At 42.0% G+C, this 18,965-nt stretch carries 13 protein-coding genes; 9 read left to right on the forward strand and 4 right to left on the reverse strand.

Annotation, left to right across the window (positions count from 1 at the left end):
* Nucleotides 1-11 precede the first annotated feature (11 nt).
* From sdhA to sucD, 7 genes are all read left to right on the forward strand, one after another.
* Complete coding sequence (sdhA, locus tag NQU59_RS07685; RefSeq protein WP_005243781.1) at nt 12-1,907, forward strand: succinate dehydrogenase flavoprotein subunit; 1,896 nt, start codon at nt 12-14, stop codon at nt 1,905-1,907.
* A gap of 14 nt (nt 1,908-1,921) precedes the next feature.
* On the forward strand, nt 1,922-2,632 hold the full coding sequence (locus NQU59_RS07690; RefSeq protein WP_004664446.1) for a succinate dehydrogenase iron-sulfur subunit: 711 nt from the start codon (nt 1,922-1,924) through the stop codon (nt 2,630-2,632).
* 735 nt (nt 2,633-3,367) lie between these two features.
* Entirely contained in the window at nt 3,368-6,208 is a 2,841-nt protein-coding gene (locus NQU59_RS07700; RefSeq protein WP_005243780.1) for a 2-oxoglutarate dehydrogenase E1 component, read from the forward strand.
* On the forward strand, nt 6,208-7,398 hold the full coding sequence (odhB, locus tag NQU59_RS07705) for a 2-oxoglutarate dehydrogenase complex dihydrolipoyllysine-residue succinyltransferase (protein WP_005243779.1): 1,191 nt from the start codon (nt 6,208-6,210) through the stop codon (nt 7,396-7,398). The genes NQU59_RS07700 and odhB overlap by 1 nt, the downstream gene beginning before the upstream one ends.
* A 131-nt stretch (nt 7,399-7,529) precedes the next feature.
* Entirely contained in the window at nt 7,530-8,963 is a 1,434-nt protein-coding gene (lpdA, locus tag NQU59_RS07710) for a dihydrolipoyl dehydrogenase (RefSeq protein ID WP_004652192.1), read from the forward strand.
* A gap of 136 nt (nt 8,964-9,099) precedes the next feature.
* Nucleotides 9,100-10,266, forward strand: coding sequence for an ADP-forming succinate--CoA ligase subunit beta (gene sucC / locus NQU59_RS07715; protein WP_005243777.1), 1,167 nt, complete (start codon nt 9,100-9,102; stop codon nt 10,264-10,266).
* A 12-nt stretch (nt 10,267-10,278) separates the two neighbouring features.
* On the forward strand, nt 10,279-11,169 hold the full coding sequence (gene sucD / locus NQU59_RS07720) for a succinate--CoA ligase subunit alpha (RefSeq protein WP_003655479.1): 891 nt from the start codon (nt 10,279-10,281) through the stop codon (nt 11,167-11,169).
* A 96-nt stretch (nt 11,170-11,265) separates the two neighbouring features.
* Here the strand turns inward: sucD and NQU59_RS07725 are convergent, their stop codons facing one another.
* The 4 genes from NQU59_RS07725 to trpS form a co-directional block, all read right to left on the reverse strand.
* A complete protein-coding gene (locus NQU59_RS07725; RefSeq protein WP_257065656.1) occupies nt 11,266-12,906 on the reverse strand; it encodes an alkaline phosphatase D family protein in 1,641 nt (546 codons plus the stop codon).
* A gap of 200 nt (nt 12,907-13,106) precedes the next feature.
* Nucleotides 13,107-14,822, reverse strand: coding sequence for a flotillin family protein (locus NQU59_RS07730; protein WP_005243772.1), 1,716 nt, complete (start codon nt 14,820-14,822; stop codon nt 13,107-13,109).
* Nucleotides 14,823-14,857: 35 nt separating this feature from the next.
* Nucleotides 14,858-15,502, reverse strand: coding sequence for a YqiJ family protein (locus NQU59_RS07735; RefSeq protein WP_257065658.1), 645 nt, complete (start codon nt 15,500-15,502; stop codon nt 14,858-14,860).
* A gap of 413 nt (nt 15,503-15,915) precedes the next feature.
* Nucleotides 15,916-16,929 carry a tryptophan--tRNA ligase gene (gene trpS / locus NQU59_RS07740; protein WP_005243761.1) on the reverse strand — a complete coding sequence of 338 codons (1,014 nt, stop codon included), beginning with the start codon at nt 16,927-16,929 and terminating at the stop codon, nt 15,916-15,918.
* Between the two features lie 164 nt (nt 16,930-17,093).
* On the opposite strand from trpS, the gene NQU59_RS07745 reads away from it, so the two are divergent.
* Complete coding sequence (locus tag NQU59_RS07745) at nt 17,094-18,017, forward strand: DUF808 domain-containing protein (RefSeq protein ID WP_005243759.1); 924 nt, start codon at nt 17,094-17,096, stop codon at nt 18,015-18,017.
* Between the two features lie 37 nt (nt 18,018-18,054).
* The gene (gene ypfJ, locus NQU59_RS07750; protein ID WP_005243757.1) at nt 18,055-18,948 is read left to right on the forward strand and encodes a KPN_02809 family neutral zinc metallopeptidase; all 894 of its coding nucleotides are present in this window, start codon (nt 18,055-18,057) and stop codon (nt 18,946-18,948) included.
* Nucleotides 18,949-18,965 lie beyond the last annotated feature (17 nt).

Raw genomic sequence — 18,965 nt, forward strand, 5'->3', positions numbered from 1 at the left:
AGGAAGAGATCATGGGCGCAATTAACCCTAAAGAAGATTATTCAAATATTCAAAACCTCACTTTTGATGCAGTCATCGTTGGTGGTGGTGGTTCAGGTATGCGTGCTGCTTACCAACTTGCTCAAGCGGGTTTAAAAGTTGCAGTATTGACCAAAGTATTCCCAACACGTTCGCACACGGTTGCTGCTCAAGGCGGTATTGGCGCATCGTTAGGTAATATGCAGGAAGATAATTGGCATTACCACTTCTATGACACGGTGAAAGGTTCTGACTGGTTAGGCGATCAGGACGCAATCGAGTTCATGACGCGTGAAGCACCAAAAGTTGTTTACGAGCTTGAACACTTAGGTATGCCGTTTGACCGTAACCAAGATGGTACGATCTATCAGCGTCCATTCGGTGGTCACTCTGCAAACTACGGTGAAAAAGCAGTTCCACGTGCGTGTGCTGCTGCTGACCGTACAGGCCATGCCTTATTGCATACCTTGTATCAAAGCAACGTTAAAATGGGCACCCAGTTCTACGTTGAATGGATTGCATTAGATTTAATCCGTAACGAAGAGGGTGATGTTCTTGGTGTAACCGCAATTGACCAAGAAACAGGTAACATCGCAGTATTCCAAGCGAAAGCAACCTTGTTCGCTACAGGTGGTGCGGGTCGTGTTTACCGTGCATCAACCAATGCTTATATCAATACTGGTGATGGTCTTGGTATGGCTGCTCGTGCGGGTATTCCATTACAGGATATGGAATTCTGGCAATTCCACCCAACGGGTGTTGCTGGCGCAGGCGTATTGTTAACGGAAGGTTGTCGTGGCGAAGGTGCGATTCTTCGTAACAAAGATGGCGAACCATTCATGGAACGTTATGCGCCGACTTTAAAAGACTTGGCACCGCGTGATTTCGTATCACGTTCAATGGACCAGGAAATTAAAGAAGGTCGTGGTTGTGGTCCTAAAGCCGATTATATCTTGTTGGATATGACGCATTTAGGTGCTGAAACCATTATGAAACGTCTGCCATCTGTATTCGAGATTGGTAAGAAGTTTGCAAACGTTGACTGTACCAAAGAGCCAATTCCAGTTGTACCAACAATCCATTATCAAATGGGTGGTATTCCAACCAATATTCATGGTCAAGTGGTTGTTCCGCATGGTGTGGAAGAGGGTGAATTCTCTGCACACTATGATAAAGATACTAAAGAGTATTCTTATAAAGGTACGCGTGATTATGTGAAACCTGTAAAAGGTTTCTATGCAATTGGTGAATGTTCTTGCGTATCAGTACATGGTGCAAACCGTTTGGGTACCAACTCATTGCTTGACCTTGTGGTATTTGGTAAGGCAGCAGGTGAACACATCATTGATTATGTGACTAAGCATCATGGCGATGACTATGCACCGCTTCCAACTGATGTCTTGGTTAACACCCTGGAGCGTATTCGTAAGTTGGATGATTCAACCACGGGTGAAAATGCACAAGAAGTTGCTGATGCAATCCGTGACATCGTACAAGATCACGCGGGTGTATTCCGTACTCAAGCATTGCTTGATAAGGGTGTAAAAGAAATTCTTGCGATTGAGCCACGTGTTCGTAACATTCATTTGAAAGACAAATCTAAAGTATTTAACACAGCACGTGTTGAAGCATTAGAAGTTGAAAACTTGTATGAAGTGGCGAAAGCGACTCTAATTTCGGCTGCTGCGCGTAAAGAATGTCGTGGTGCGCATACGGTTGTTGACTATGAGTTAGCACCTGACCACCCAACCTATTCATATGGTCGCCGTGATGATGAGTGGATGAAACATACATTATGGTATTCATCAGACAATCGTCTTGAATATAAGCCAGTACGTTTCAGCCCATTAACGGTTGAAGCAATTGAACCTAAACCACGTACATTCTAATCGGGAGAACAAAGATGAGTAGAGGCACTCGTACATTCGAAATCTACCGCTATGATCCTGATAAGGATAAAGCGCCGTACATGCAAACGTTCAAACTTGAGTTAACCGACAAGCACCGTATGTTGCTTGATGCGTTACTTGCGTTGAAAGTGCAAGATGAATCATTAACATTCCGTCGCTCTTGCCGTGAAGGTATTTGTGGTTCGGATGGTGTGAACATCAATGGTAAAAATGGTTTGGCGTGCTTGTGGAACTTGAACGACTTACCAGAGAAGATTGTGATCCGTCCTTTACCTGGTTTACCAGTAGTAAAAGACTTGGTTGTAGACATGAACCAGTTCTATGATCAATATGACAAGATTCAACCGTTCTTGATTAACAATCAGCCAGCACCAGCGAAAGAGCGTTTACAGTCTCAAGCAGAGCGTGAGCACTTAGATGGTCTGTATGAATGTATTCTTTGTGCATGTTGTTCAACATCATGCCCATCATTCTGGTGGAACCCTGATAAGTTCCTTGGACCATCTGCATTGTTAAATGCATACCGCTTTATCATCGATTCTCGTGATACGGCAACACAAGAACGTTTGGCTCGTTTAGATGATCCGTTCTCTTTGTTCCGTTGTAAAGGGATCATGAACTGTGTATCTGTATGTCCTAAAGGTTTAAACCCGACAAAGGCAATTGGTCACATTCGTAATATGTTGTTAGATCAAGCAGGTTAATCTGTTTTTCTAATGTGAAAAAGGAGCTCCGAAAGGGGCTTCTTTTTTTATTTGAATTTGATTGAGAAATGAAAATGCTTGTTTGTTAATTTGGGACTTGAATTTTGGCAATTTGGCCTAAAATATTTATAGATTTTGCTGTTAAATAAAATCAAAACAATCAATATATTTAAAATATTGGTTTATTTTTCATCAAATTGAATAGCATTTGTGCAAGATTTGTAGAGAATGTTTATTTTTGATCGATTGGAGTGCAACTTTTATCAAAAGGGCGGTATATTAGAATATAATTTGATATGTGTATTTCGCTGCTTTATGGATGGTATGTGTCAAAAAATCAATCCAAGCATGAGAACATGTTAGGATTTCTGCCACACATGAAATCAAAAAATAAACAGATTCTGGATGTTATCATTGGATAGGGTCTTGTAGATTTGTACAGGTTTCATCAAAAAGTCAATTTAGAAAAGTTAAAAATTTAGTTAATTTTTCTAAAATGATTTGCAAAAAATTGCTCGATTTCATCGAGTATGAAAAATGAGTTATGGATCTTGAATTGAAGGTGCATAGCTCATTTGTTACATCAAAGGGAATACTCCTGATGTGTAGTAATAATGTCTCAAGGTTGGATGATCTTGAGTAGTAGTGTCGTGTTTACCAATTTGACACTATGAATCATGGGTGTGCTTAAAAGGCAGCCTGTATTATTTTTTGCAATAGGAAATGGGTCCAAAAATGCAAGAAGTTGCTGACGCATTGCGTCTTGACACTGAACTTTCCGCTGATAGTGCAGCGTATATTGAAGAGCTATACGAACAGTACCTAACTTCTCCAACCTCAGTGTCAGAGGATTGGCGTGAATATTTCGATAAATACCCTAAAGGTGATCAACCACACGGCAGTGTGCGCGAGCAATTCCTCCTTTTGGGGCGTAATGCAAGCCGAGTTCAGCCTGTTGTACAAAGCACTGTAAGTACAGAACATGAGCGTCGTCAAATTGGTGTTTTACAACTTATCGCTGCTTACCGTAACCGTGGTCATCAAAAAGCTAAACTCGATCCATTAGGTCTGGCGAAACGTGAAGACGTTCCTGACCTCGATTTATCTGCTCACGGTTTAACGAAATCTGATCTTGATACTGTATTCAATACAGGCAATCTCGCAATTGGCAAAGCAGAAGCAACATTGTCTGAAATGGTTGATGCCATGGAAGCAACTTACTGTGGTTCAATTGGTGCAGAATACATGCACATCGTTGACACTAAAGAAAAGCGTTGGATTCAACAGCGTTTGGAAAGTGTTCGCGGTAAATTCAATTTTACTAATGATCAGAAAAAAGGTTTCTTGGAGCGTTTAACTGCTGCAGAAGGCTTAGAGAAATATCTTGGTAACAAATTCGTTGGTGCGAAACGTTTCGGTGTAGAAGGCGGTGAGTCTTTTATTCCAATGATGAACGAAATCATTCAACGTGCAGGTAGTGTCGGTTGTAAAGAAGTTGTGATTGGTATGCCACACCGTGGTCGTCTCAACCTTCTTGTTAACATTATGGGTAAAAACCCTGCGGATCTTTTTGGTGAGTTCGAAGGTAAGAGCCTGCATAAAAAAGGTTCTGGTGACGTAAAGTATCACCAAGGTTTCTCTTCAAACGTCATGACTCCAGGTGGCGAAGTTCACTTAGCATTGGCGTTTAACCCATCCCATCTTGAAATCGTTGGCCCTGTGGTCGAAGGTTCAGTACGTGCACGTCAAGTTCGTCGTCGTGACATTGGTGGTGATGATGTACTGCCTGTTATCGTGCACGGTGATGCTGCATTTGCAGGTCAAGGTGTAAACCAAGAAACCTTCCAGATGTCACAAACACGTGGTTACACAGTGGGCGGTACCGTTCATATCGTGATCAACAACCAAGTGGGCTTCACGACATCTGATCCACGCGATACACGTTCTACAGAATACTGTACTGACGTTGCAAAAATGATTCAGTCGCCGATTTTCCATGTCAATGGTGATGATCCTGAAGCTGTTATTTTCGCGACTCAAATTGCACATGACTTCCGTCATGAATTCCGTAAAGATGTTATTCTAGACTTGTTCTGCTATCGTCGTCGCGGTCATAACGAGGCAGACGAACCATCTGCAACTCAACCATTGATGTATCAAGTGATCAACAAGAAAGCGACGACACGTACCTTGTATGCGGATCAACTGGTGCAAGAGAAAGTACTTGATCGCTCAAGCGCAGATGCGATGGTTGAAGGCTACCGTTCTGATCTAGAAGCAGGTAACCACGTTGCCAATGCCTTGGTACGTGAACCAAATAAAAAGATGTTCGTCGATTGGACACCTTATTTGGGCCATGAATACACCGATCTTTGGGATACAACGTTCAGCATTGATCGTTTGAAAGAGCTTGGTTTGAAAATGAATACATTACCAGAAGGTTTTGTATTGCAACGCCAAGTTCAAAAAGTGATTGATGACCGTGTGAAAATGCAAACAGGTGAAATGCCACTCAACTGGGGTGCTGCTGAAACTTTAGCTTATGCATCTTTGCTTGATGATGGCTTCCTTGTGCGTATCACGGGTGAAGACGTGGGTCGTGGTACATTCTCACACCGTCATGCCAAATTACATAACCAGGTTGATGGTTCTGTTTACATTCCGCTTTGCCATATTAAAGAGAATCAACCGCGTACTGCGATTTACGATTCTTTATTGTCTGAAGAAGCTGTGCTTGCATTTGAATATGGCTATTCAACTACATTACCGAAAAGCTTGATCGTTTGGGAAGCACAATTCGGTGACTTCGCAAACTGTGCGCAAGTGGTGATTGACCAGTTTATCGCTTCGGGTGAAACCAAGTGGGAGCGTGTATGTGGTCTAACCATGTTGTTGCCACACGGTTATGAAGGTCAAGGTCCAGAGCATTCATCTGCACGTTTAGAGCGTTTCTTGCAGCTCTGTGCTGAAGACAATATGCAAGTGATGACACCAACGACGCCTGCACAGATTTTCCATGCATTACGTCGTCAGGCAGTTCGTCCGATCCGTAAACCGATGATCGTAATGTCACCTAAATCATTACTCCGTCATAAACTTGCGACTTCAACTTTAGATGAATTAGCAAACGGTTCATTCCAAACAGTGATCGATGAAATTGATCAAATCAACAAAGCTGACGTAACTCGCTTAGTGCTTTGCGGTGGTAAGGTTTATTACGATTTACTCGAAAAACGTCGTGAACTTGGTTTAAACCATGTAGCCATCGTGCGTATCGAACAATTGTATCCATACCCAGAGCAACGCTTGGCTGAAGTTATGGCTGAGTATCCAAACATTCAAGAACTTGTTTGGGCACAAGAAGAGCCGAAGAACCAAGGCGCTTGGTTATTCATCGTTCCTCGTTTGTATGAAGACGTTCTTAAATCTGGTAAACAAATCCGTATTAGCTATGCTGGTCGTGACGCTTCTGCCGCACCTGCTTGTGGCTCGCCATACTTGCATGCAAAACAACAAGCTCAGCTTATCAATGACGCACTTGCGATTGAAGTTGATCAATCAGGAGATTCTAAATAATGGCAACCGAAATTAAAGCACCGGTATTTCCAGAGTCAGTTGCTGACGGTACGATCGCAACTTGGCACAAGAAAGTAGGTGAACCTGTATCACGTGATGAAGTGATCTGTGACATTGAAACCGATAAAGTTGTTTTAGAAGTGGTTGCTCCAGCTGATGGTAGCTTAGTTGCAATCATCAAAGATGAAGGCGATACCGTTCTTTCTGACGAAGTGATTGCTCAATTCGAAGCTGGTGCTGTTTCTGCAGCTGCTCCTGAAGCTGCTGCCCCAGCAGAAGCTGCACCTGCTGCATCTGCACCTGCGGCTGCTGCGTCAACTCAAGCAGTTGATCAAAACCAAGCACCTGCAGTACGTAAAGCATTATCTGAAACAGGTATCAATGCTGCTGATGTTCAAGGTACAGGCCGTGGTGGTCGCATCACCAAAGAAGATGTTGCGAACCATAAGCCAGCTGCATCAGTTCAACCATTAAGCGTTGCTGTAGGCGAGCGTATCGAGAAACGTGTTCCAATGACACGTTTACGTAAGCGTGTTGCTGAGCGTTTATTGGCAGCTACACAGCAAACTGCAATGTTAACTACGTTCAACGAAGTTAACATGAAGCCAATCATGGAAATGCGTAAGCAATATAAAGATGCTTTCGAAAAACGTCATGGTGCGCGTTTAGGCTTTATGTCTTTCTTCGTTAAAGCTGCAACTGAAGCGTTAAAACGCTACCCAGCTGTAAACGCATCTATTGATGGCGACGATATCGTTTATCACGGTTTCTATGACATCGGTGTAGCAGTTTCTTCTGACCGTGGTTTAGTTGTTCCAGTACTTCGTGATACTGACCGTATGAACTATGCAGAAGTTGAAAACGGTATCCGTGACTATGCTTTCAAAGCACGTGACGGTAAATTAGGCATCGAAGATATGACTGGCGGTACGTTCACAATTACGAACGGCGGTACTTTCGGTTCATTGCTTTCAACTCCTATCTTAAACCAGCCACAAACTGCAATTTTGGGTATGCATAAAATCCAAGAGCGTCCTATGGCGGTGAATGGTCAAGTTGAAATCTTGCCAATGATGTACTTAGCGCTTTCTTATGACCACCGTTTAATCGATGGTAAAGAAGCAGTAGGTTTCTTGGTAACAATCAAAGAATTGTTAGAAGAGCCAGCTAAACTCATTCTTGACCTATAATTTTTTATTTAAAAATCCCCCTAAGTCCTTCTTGAATTACAAGAGGGACTTTCACAAGTTTGATCAGTTTTAAGGTTTGTGAAATTTCTTCTCTGATAAAAGAAGATAGGGGAGATTCATTGGAGATAAAGATGTCTCAACAGTTTGATCTTGTTGTCATTGGCGGTGGACCTGGTGGTTATGAAGCGGCAATTCGTGCAGCTCAACTTGGTTTCAAAGTCGCTTGTATCGAAAAACGTATTCACAACGGTAAGCCATCTTTAGGTGGTACCTGTTTAAACGTGGGTTGTATCCCTTCTAAAGCATTGCTTGACTCTTCTCACCGTTATGAAGCTACAGTTCACGAGCTTGCTGAACACGGCATCACCACGGGCGAAGTTAAATTTGATTTAGACACTTTGTTGGCACGTAAAGACAAAGTTGTAGATCAATTGACCGGCGGTGTCGCTCAATTACTAAAAGGTAATGGTATCGAGTGGTTACAAGGTACGGGTAAATTACTTGCAGGTAAAAAAGTAGAATTCACACCATTTGAAGGTGATGTACAGGTTTTAGAACCGAAGTACGTGATCCTTGCAACTGGTTCTGTACCTGTAAATATTCCAGTCGCTCCTGTTGATGAAGACTTGATTGTTGACTCTACTGGCGCATTAAAATTCCCCGAAGTTCCTAAGCGTCTTGGTGTGATCGGTGCAGGTGTTATCGGTCTAGAGCTTGGTTCAGTATGGCGTCGTCTTGGTTCAGAAGTTGTTGTGTTTGAAGCATTAGATGCTTTCTTACCAATGGCAGACAAAGCATTGGCGAAGGAATATCAAAAAATCTTGAAAAAACAAGGTTTAGATATCCGTATCGGTGCAAAAGTTTCTGGTGCTGAAACCAATGGTCGCGAAGTAACGGTTAAATATAACCAAGCTGGCGAAGACAAAGAACAAGTTTTTGACAAGTTAATCGTTTGTGTAGGCCGTAAAGCATATGCAGAGGGTTTATTGGCAGAAGATTCTGGCATTAAACTCACTGAACGTGGTTTGGTTGATGTCAATGATCAGTGTCAAACATCTGTTGAAGGTGTTTATGCGATTGGTGACTTGGTACGCGGTCCAATGCTTGCACATAAAGCAATGGAAGAGGGCGTAATGGCAGTTGAGCGTATTCACGGTCACGCTGCTCAAGTGAACTACGACACCATCATCAGCGTTATCTACACGCATCCAGAAGCAGCTTGGGTTGGTTTAACTGAAGAACAAGCCGCTGAAAAAGGTCATGAAGTTAAAGCTGGTCAATTCCCGTTTGCGGTGAATGGTCGTGCATTAGCTGCTGGTGATACTGCTGGTTTTGTGAAGTTCGTTGCTGATGCGAAAACAGATCGTCTTTTAGGTATGCACGTTGTGGGTCCTAATGCATCTGACATCGTACACCAAGGTATGATCGCGCTTGAATTCGTTTCTTCTGTTGAAGACTTGCAATTGATGACTTTCGGTCACCCAACTTTCTCTGAAGTTGTACATGAAGCGGCGCTTTCTGTTGACGGTCGTGCAATCCACGCGATTCAACGCAAGCGTAAATAAGACATAAGGTGTGGTTCGCCACACTTTTTTGAATGATGATGATTGTCTGGTTCAGGCAATCATTTATTCAATATGTAGCAGTCTGATTTTAAGAAGATCTGGGCTGTATCACACAAACAACATAGTAGGTAACTAAATGAACTTACATGAGTATCAAGCTAAAGCATTATTGAAAGAATATGGCATGCCAGTACAAGAAGGTATCTTGGCAACAAATGCAGACGAAGCAGTTGCTGCATTTGAACAGCTTGGTGGTAAATTCGCAGTAATGAAAGCGCAAGTTCATGCTGGTGGCCGTGGTAAGGCTGGCGGCGTTAAAGTTGCAAAATCTAAAGAAGATGTCATTGAATTTGCTAACAACATCATTGGTACTCGTCTTGTAACGTATCAAACAGATGCAAATGGTCAGCCAGTAAACAGCATCATCGTTGCTGAAGATGTTTACCCAGTTGAGCGTGAGCTTTACTTAGGCGCGGTTGTAGACCGTTCTAGCCGTCGTATTACTTTCATGGCTTCTACCGAAGGTGGTGTAGAAATCGAGAAAGTTGCGGAAGAAACGCCTGAAAAAATTATCAAAGTTGAAGTTGATCCTTTAGTTGGCTTACAACCATTCCAAGCACGTGAAGTTGCGTTTGCTTTAGGTTTGAAAGACAAGCAAGTAGGTCAATTTGTAAAAATTATGGCTGCTGCTTACCAAGCATTTGTTGAAAATGACTTTGCATTATTTGAAATTAACCCACTTTCAGTTCGTGAAAATGGCGATATTTTATGTGTAGATGCGAAAGTAGGTATTGACTCTAACGCGCTTTACCGTTTACCTAAAGTTGCTGCTTTACGTGACAAATCTCAAGAAAATGAGCGTGAATTAAAAGCATCTGAATTTGATCTTAACTATGTTGCTTTAGAAGGTAACATCGGTTGTATGGTGAATGGTGCTGGTCTTGCAATGGCAACGATGGACATCATCAAACTTTATGGTGGTCAGCCTGCAAACTTCCTTGACGTTGGTGGCGGTGCTACGAAAGAGCGCGTAATCGAAGCGTTCAAAATCATCCTTGCTGATACGTCTGTACAAGGTGTTTTAATCAACATCTTCGGTGGTATCGTACGTTGTGACATGATTGCTGAAGCAATTATTGCAGCGGTTCAAGAAGTAAACGTAACTGTACCAGTTGTTGTTCGTTTAGAAGGTAACAACGCTGAGTTAGGTGCTAAATTACTTGATGAATCAGGTTTGAAATTAATTTCTGCGAACGGTTTATCTGATGCCGCAGAAAAAGTTGTAGCTGCAGTTAAAGCGTAAGGAGTATCAATCATGAGCGTATTAATTAATAAAGACACTAAAGTATTGGTACAAGGTTTTACTGGTAAAAACGGTACTTTCCACTCTGCACAAGCTTTAGACTACGGTACAAAAGTTGTCGGTGGTGTTACTCCAGGTAAAGGTGGTACAACTCACCTTGACTTACCAGTATTCAACACAATGAAAGAAGCAGTACGTGAAACAAATGCAGACGCATCTGTTATCTATGTACCAGCTCCATTCGTTTTAGACTCAATCGTTGAAGCGGTTGATTCAGGTGTTGGCCTAATCGTTGTGATCACTGAAGGTGTTCCAACAATCGACATGCTTAAAGCTAAACGCTACTTAGAAACTAACGGTAACGGTACTCGTTTAGTTGGTCCTAACTGCCCAGGCGTGATCACTCCAGGTGAATGTAAGATCGGTATTATGCCTGGTCACATCCACCAACCAGGTCGTATTGGTATCATCTCACGTTCAGGTACATTGACTTATGAAGCTGTTGCTCAAACAACTAAGCTTGGTTTAGGTCAGTCTACTTGTATCGGTATTGGTGGTGACCCAATCCCAGGTATGAACCAGATTGAAGCACTTCAATTGTTCCAAGACGATCCAGATACTGATGCAATCATCATGATCGGTGAGATCGGTGGTACAGCGGAAGAAGAAGCTGCTGAATTCATCAAATCAAACGTGACTAAGCCTGTAGTGGGTTACATCGCTGGTGTAACTGCGCCTAAAGGCAAGCGTATGGGTCACGCTGGTGCGATCATTTCTGGTGGTCAAGGTACTGCTGAAGAGAAATTTGCTGCATTTGAACGTGCGGGAATGGCTTACACACGTAGCCCAGCTGAGCTTGGTTCTACTATGTTGCAAGTTTTAAAAGAGAAAGGTTTAGCGTAATACGTTAGATTTTAATCTTTAAAAAACCCCAATGGAAACATTGGGGTTTTTTATTGAGTTGTAGGGCTATTCAATTTTGTTTTACAGCACTTTCTTTTAACCTAAGACAGCTGTTAATTCTTGGGTATATTGAGAAATACCATCCAGATTAAAAAATTCGACTGTCAACGCTTTACTTTGAGGATCAATATTCACTTCACCGAAGAACTGGTAACCATCCAAAGGCGAGAGATTCGCTTTACCCGCAGGTGGGGTTTTTTCAAAGATTACTTGCCCACCAAACGTTGCATCCATTTCATTGGGGCCAAAAGTACCCGCATTTAGTGGTCCTGCGACAAATTCCCAGAAGGGCGAAAAATCAGTAAATTGAGCTTGAGTATTATCATAATAATGTGCGGCGCAATAATGAACATCTGCAGTCAGCCAGACTATATTTTTTACTGCTTTAATACGACGGAGTAAGCCTGCAATTTCCAGTTCACGACCAAGAGGCACTCCATTGTTGCCATTGGCAATTGCCTCCCAAGTTTTAGCAATACCGTCAGCGACGCCAAAATTATCTTGCACATTTAAGCCGATGGGCATATCCGCTGCAATTACTTTCCATACGGCTTTTGAATTTGATAATTCATTTACCAGCCAGTTGACTTGTGTTTCACCTAGAAATGCGGAGTCTGCATTTAAAGTCGTCTGCAAATTGGTACTATTGCCTCCACGATACGAGCGCATATCCAGTACAAACACATCGAGTAATGGGCCATAACTGATTTTACGGTAAATGCGTTGATCGCTGAGTGCCTCGCTTGTCCAAGACATAGGAGAGTATTCTAAAAACGCCTGTTTACCGCGAGAACTCAGCGTATGAATGTCTTTTTCGGTATAAGCATTATTTTTGCTGAGGTCTTTCGTTGAAGACCAGTTATTGGTAATTTCATGGTCATCCCATTGCCAAATTTGGGGGACTTCGGCAGCGAATCTGCGTAAGTTTTCATCCATAAAATTATAACGATAGCGACCACGGAATTCTTTCAGGCTTTCGGCGACTTTACTAACTTCTTCTGTGACAATATTTTTCCAGATGCGTTGCTCATCTGGTTTTAAGGATTGTCCTGCTTGTAAAGTCACGGTACTTTGAATTGGGCCATCCGCGTAAATGGTGTCGCCACTATGAATAAAAAAGTCTGGCTGACGTAGGCGCATCGTCTCCCAGATTCTCATACCTCCAATATCGGGATTAATGCCCCAACCTTGTCCCGCAACATCGCCACCCCACACAAAACGAATGGGGGAGGTAGCTGTTGTCATTGTGCGGAAGCTACCGGTATAGAGTTCACTGATGGCATTGTTTTGGGTCGCATCTTCAAAGCTAACCCGCAAAAAAATATGCTGATCATTGGGCAAGCCTGTCAGGTTCACTCGTCCTGTATAGTCACTGGCTGCGGTTACTACTGGACCTGATATAACTTTAGGTTGTTTAAAACGGTCAGTAAAGTCATATTCTACACGTAGTTTCGCAGCTCGATCCGCTTGTGCCCAAATGGTTGCATTGCCATTGCGGACATCACCAATTTGAATCCCAGAAGGCAGTTTAGGTCTGGCATGTTCTGGAAGAATAATTGCCGGAGCTTTGTTGTCACTTAGGCCGCAGGCAGCCAGTGTTGAGAAGGATGCAACGCCGACCGCTAATTTCCCACTATTAATCAAGAAACGACGACGGCTTTGGATAAACTGCGACATATTGACATCTCATTTATTTGCTGAGGTGGAGATTTTGCAGTATGAGAAGCCGAAGTGAATGAATGATGACAGCATCATGTGAATTTTTGAATAAAACCGTAAGTGCAGATTGGCTTTATAAAAATCAAAAATCGGCTGCAAGGCAACCGATTTTTCAAATGATTTAAAGTACTTTAGCCCTAAGATTTTGAATCTACACCTTAGATTTCACTTTTAGGTTTTAACCCTTGAGTCAAACCATTGATATCGCCACCTTGTAAGCCTAATTCATTCATTAAGCTATCAATCAATGGCGCTTGTGAGCGGTAGCGTAGGGCACTATTCACAACCTGATCGGATAATGAAGCCGTTGTGCCATGTTCGGTATTTTCAGCTGAAACGGCAGAACCACCTGCAAAGCCATTTAAACCATTGACTTGTAAAATCTTGATGTCATCAATATTTTCCATTGGTTTGACGCTTTCACGAATGATCTCTGGTAAATGCTTTAACAAGGCCAAACGGACTTGCATTTCAACCTGTTCGGCCGAAAGTACATTCGATGCTTCATTGACTGCACGGGTACCCTCAGCATCGACTTGATATTGTTTTTCTAAAGCTTGAGCAAATAAGATTTTTGCATCTGCTTCACCTTTGGCTTTTAAACGAATCTTTTCAGCTTCCGCTTCTGCTGCAATACGCACAGCTTCAGCTTCATCGGCAGCAGCTTTTTTACCTGCATCAGCAGCAACCGTAATTGCAATCGCTTCTTTCTCCGCTGTTTGCTTTGCAGCAACCAGTTCAACTGCTTTTTGACGCTCAGCGCGTTGTGTTTCGCGGACGGTTACCACTTCTTCTTCTGCCTTCACAGCTTCAGCACGGGCTTTGTCGGCATGTGCTTTTGCCTCAGATTCAGCACGAGATTTTTCAGCAATCGCAATGGCACGATCTTGTTCTGCCAGTTCAATGGTTTTCTTCTGCTCAACCTGGGCTTTCTGAATCAACTGCGCTTTTTGAATATTTTCGTTTTCTACATCACGAGCAGAGGCGATACGTTTAATTTCGACTTCACGTTCTGCCGCAATACGTGCTTCTTCTGCTTCACGTTTTTTGCCTGCTTCTTGTGATGCAATTTCAGCGAGTTGTTCCGCTTTACGAATCGAGATTTCACGCTCTTGTTCTAGTTTGGCATATTCCTCTTCGCGAGAAATCCCTAAACGTGCACGTTCTGCTTCCAAGTTCTTGGCACGAATCGCAAGATCAGCATCCTGTTCAATGTCATTGCGCTTTTTACGACGATCTTCAATGGTTTCGGTCAGCTTGGTTAAACCCTCGGCATCGAAGGCATTTTGTGGATTAAAGAATTTAAAGCTGGTTTGGTCTAGACCCGTTAAAGAAACCGTTTCTAATTCTAAACCGTTCTTCGATAAATCCTCTGACACGACTTGTTGAACTTTCTGAACAAAGTCGACGCGTTTTTCATGTAGCTCTTCCATCGCCATTTCAGCCGCAACGGCACGGAGAGAGTCGACAAATTTACCTTCAACCAAATCTTTTAATTCGGGTGGAGACATGGTTTTACGTCCCAAGGTTTGGGCTGCGGTTGCAATTGATTCGGCAATTGGTTTAACGCGAACATAGAACTCAGCCATGACGTCAACACGCATGCGATCACGGGTAATCAAAGCTTGGTCTGCAGCACGTTTCACTTCCAGACGTAAAGTATTCATATTGACTGGAATAATTTCATGCAACACGGGGAGAACAATTGCACCGCCATTTAAAATGACCTTTTCACCGCCAAAACCTGTACGGACAAAAGAGACTTCCTTGCTCGAACGGGTATATAAACGTGCGATGATGAAGCCAATAAAAATAAGTGCTGCAAAAATAACACCAGCAATAATTAAAATTTCAGTCAATGCTGAACTCAACATGTAAACACCCTCATGTAGTAGTAATTGATATAAAATTAAGCTGCAATCGCTTGGAATCCAATTTTGGTTCTTTGCGTTAAAATAACGTCCTGGCCTGGATGAAAAACTAGATCAAATTCAGGCTCAACCAAGACGTAATGGGTCTGGCCAAATTGATCTTTCACTTTGGCTTGTGCAGGGGAGTTTGGTTTTGCCTCCCCGAGAATGATATGTGCTGTTCTACCAATTAAATCATCGCTTCGGATTGCTGTGGTTTCATCTTTTGGAATAATTTTGGCAATCAGCGCAGCGCTATAACGGACCAGTGGCATACACAGGACCAGGCAAGCGGGTGCAATGATCCAGGCAGATAGATATTGTTCAGTGAACTGGAAAAAAAGATCCTGAATAATTAAACCTGTCAGTGCATAAAGGGTTAAAAAGATAATTAACCAGATTAATAAGGGAACTTTGCCTAGATAAAGCCATTCCAGAAGTTGGGTCAGTACATTTTCAGGTTGTTCTAAGGAAACATGTGCATGATCAACATCGGTCAGACTATCAGGTAAGAACTGTTCTATAAAGCTGGAACTCCCGCCAAATAATAGCAGTATAAATTCAAGAATACCGATAAATAGGCATAGCATCAAAGCAATGCTAAAAACGAGATTAGAAGGATGTGTCAAGAGATCCAGGATCATCACGATTACTCTTATTTCTTTTAGAGCGATTTAACAAATTTTTTATAAAAATAAAACAGTTATAAGAGTAAAGAGATTTTGTCTAAATTTCAATCTAAATCATTCATTTTCTTATAGACGAAAAAACGCAATGATTGGGGTTGTCATTGCGTTGAACAACGAATCTGTTTAAAACAGTTTCGGTTGAAAGGAGAAATGTCATGAGATTAGTGTTAGCTAACCTACAGGGTCATACTATTAAAAAACCTGACTAAGTTCATAGGTATTCATGTTAACTACTGTTAATTGATGTTAATAAGTGACGAAAATTGTTAGTTTTACGGTTTTTGTAGAGTTCCAAAATTAAACTTAAATCAAAGAGTTAAAATAAAAAAAGCCCAATTATGGGCTTTTTATGAGAAAAGTAACGTAAATTAAAATTTGAACAAACCTAATCCAGCTTTTACTTCATCCAGTGTTTGTTGAGTAATATCACGACATTTGTCGGTACCATGTTTTAGAATATCCATGATGTAATCAGGATCTTTTTCTAATTCCGCACGACGTTCACGAATCGGCGTGATTAATTCTTTAAGTACGCCTTCTAAGCGTTTTTTCACGGTACCATCACCTAGACCGCCACGACGATAATGTGCTTTTAACTCTTCCACTTCTTCTTTGTTTGGATCGAAGGCATCGAGATAAGTAAATACGATATTGCCTTCAACCTGACCTGGGTCTTCAATACGTAAATGGTTTGGATCGGTATACATTGCATTGACTGCTTTTTTAATGTCTTTATCCGAAGCATTCAGCACAATGGTATTACCCAAAGATTTCGACATTTTGGCTTTACCGTCAAAACCAGGTAAACGTGCCATATTTGATAACAGGGCTTTACATTCTGGGAGGAGATCATGGCCAATTTGACGATTGACACGACGTACGACTTCGTTGGTTTGCTCGATCATTGGAATTTGATCTTCCCCAACAGGTACGACAGTGGCTTTAAATGCAGTAATGTCTGCGGCTTGTGCAATTGGGTAGCATAAGAAGCCAGCAGGGATATCACGTTCAAAACCACGCATTTGAATTTCAGATTTAATGGTTGGGTTACGTTCTAAGCGAGCCACCGTCACATAGTTGAGGTAAAGCATGGTCAATTCATTCAGTGCAGGTAAGCATGATTGCACACAAATGGTGGTTTTAGTTGGATCAATCCCAACAGCAAGATAGTCGAGCGCTACTTGAAGAATATTGTTGCGCACTTTATCTGGATTATCAGCATTGTCTGTCATTGCTTGTGCATCAGCCAATAACAGATGTTGGTGATGACTGTCTTGTAGACCTACACGAGAGCGTAATGAACCGACAAAGTGTCCCAGATGAAGTTGTCCGGTTGGACGGTCGCCTGTCAAAATGATAGGACGTTGATCAATATTACTCATGCTACGTTCCAAGATTCAGTTATTTCATAGATATAAGATTGATATTATTGTACGAGAAATAAATTTTTTCGTCAGCGATTATTTTAACTTTTTCTAAAAATCGTATTGTGCTTTCACCATGTAATTCTACAATAGCCGTATAAATACAAAGCGAAGGAATAAAAATGGCGAGTGGTTTATTACTATTATTAGATGATATTGCAACAATATTAGATGATGTGGCACTGATGAGTAAAATGGCAGCAAAGAAGACGGCTGGGGTACTGGGCGATGATCTGGCGCTTAATGCTCAACAGGTGAGTGGTGTCCGTGCTGATCGGGAGTTGCCTGTAGTCTGGAGCGTCGCCAAAGGTTCATTTGTAAATAAACTGATCCTAGTTCCATTGGCCCTACTAATTAGTGTGGTTGCGCCTTGGTTGATTAATCCATTGTTAATGATTGGTGGATTGTTTCTATGTTATGAAGGTGCTGAGAAAGTCATTCATATGTTGCTACATAAAAAGGCAAACACCAGTGAAGAGGCAAGCCAAAATTTGCAGGAAATCGAGGTGGATCTCGCCAAATTTGAAAAAGAAAAAGTAAAGGGCGCAATTCGCACAGACTTTATTCTTTCGGCTGAAATTGTGGTGATTTCGTTAGGTACGGTTGCAACAGCTGCATTTATGACTAAAGTGACAGTATTAAGTATTATTGCAATCATAATGACGATCGGGGTGTATGGTCTGGTTGCAATGATTGTGAAAATTGACGATTTAGGTTTATATTTAACCCAACAAGCTTCTGAATTCAAAAATAAAATAGGTCAAGGTTTACTGGCGTTTGCTCCAATTTTAATGAAAATATTGTCTATTGTCGGAACGGTTGCAATGTTTTTAGTGGGTGGAGGCATTATTAGTCATACCATACCTTTATTACATCACTTTACTGAAGAAACGGTTGATCATTTAGAGTTAATCCCGAGTATTGGTTCAATTATTGGTGCAGTAACACCAATGTTGATTAATTTGGGTGTTGGCTTAGTTGCAGGTATCGTGGTTTTGATGATTATTAATCTGTTTCAGAAAGCTTGGCCGAAGGCATCCGCTTAAACCTAGATTGTCATCATCAGCATTATATGAGGTAGCTATGCGTTGGAGAGATCGTCGAGTCAGTACCAATGTTGAAGACCGTCGCGGGGGTGGCGGTGCAAAAGCAGGTGGGATTAGTATTATTGGTCTGGTGGTGGCTTTTGTCGCCTGGAAGTTTTTTGGGGTCGATCCTCAACAAGCCTATCAAGCTACACAGGCGGTCACCAATGCACAATCTTCTCAGCAAGGCAGTGCACCACAAAACTTGACTGCTGAGCAGAAAGAGGCCAGTGATTTTGTTGGCACGGTGTTGGCAGATACAGAAGATACCTGGACACCTGTTTTTAAACAGCTTGGAATGACTTATAAACCGCCTCGGCTGGTACTGTTTAGTGGTGTGGTTCGATCAGGTTGTGGTACAGCTCAATCTGCTATGGGGCCTTTCTATTGTCCTGCGGACCAAAAAGTTTATATCGATACTTCTTTTTTTAAAGATATGCGTCAGCAAATGGGGATTTCTGGTGAGAAGAATCAAACTGAGCTTTCTCGTCAAGATCAGGCTGGAGATTTCGCGCAGGCCTATGTGATTGCCCATGAAGTGGGACATCATATCCAGAACTTATTGGGTATTTCTACACAAGTGCAACAGGCACGTGCGCAGGTGAATCAAGCCCAAGGTAATCAACTTTCTGTTCGGCTAGAGCTACAAGCGGATTGCTTTGCCGGAATTTGGGCACATCAAAACCAAAAACGAACCCAGTTTTTAGAGCAGGGAGACATTGAGGAAGCGATGGATGCAGCAGAGAAGATTGGAGATGATTATTTGCAACGTCGTGCAACAGGTCAGGTCGTTCCTGATAGTTTTACCCACGGTACTAGTGAACAACGAATGCAGTGGTTTCAAACAGGTTTGAAATCAGGAGATATCAATCAATGTAATACCTTTAAATAGGATTGATGGATATTTGT

Origin of the sequence: Acinetobacter colistiniresistens (assembly GCF_024582815.1) — a bacterium.
In the GTDB taxonomy this organism is placed as follows: Bacteria; Pseudomonadota; Gammaproteobacteria; order Pseudomonadales; family Moraxellaceae; genus Acinetobacter.